Source organism: Pseudoalteromonas sp. S3260 (assembly GCF_005886925.1).
Taxonomy (GTDB): Bacteria; Pseudomonadota; Gammaproteobacteria; order Enterobacterales; family Alteromonadaceae; genus Pseudoalteromonas; species Pseudoalteromonas tetraodonis.
This window is the reverse complement of the sequence record NZ_PNCV01000357.1, coordinates 1-223: the sequence shown is the minus strand read 5'-3', so window position 1 is coordinate 223 and position 223 is coordinate 1. Positions and strand designations below refer to the sequence as shown.

Annotated in this window: 1 protein-coding gene; it reads right to left on the bottom strand. The window is 45.7% G+C overall.

What is annotated here, in order from left to right:
- On the bottom strand, positions 1 to 223 hold a 223-nt coding region (locus CWC14_RS18785), incomplete at both ends, for a mechanosensitive ion channel family protein (RefSeq protein WP_138564389.1).

The following is a 223-nucleotide window of genomic DNA, read 5'->3' as shown; positions in this document are numbered from 1 at the left end:
GAACCACAAAGTTCACACTTGAATCAGCCAGTTCGTTCACGGCCACCGTGTATGCTGGCTCTTTTAACAGCCTTGATTCAGCATCAAGCACTGACTTTAAAACTTCTTTGGTCTTTTTAAGGTCGGCATCGTAGCTCACGCCAATAACCAAGTCGATACGACGCGTTTTCTCACGTGAGTAGTTTACGATGGCGCCAGACATAATCGATGAATTAGGCATCAC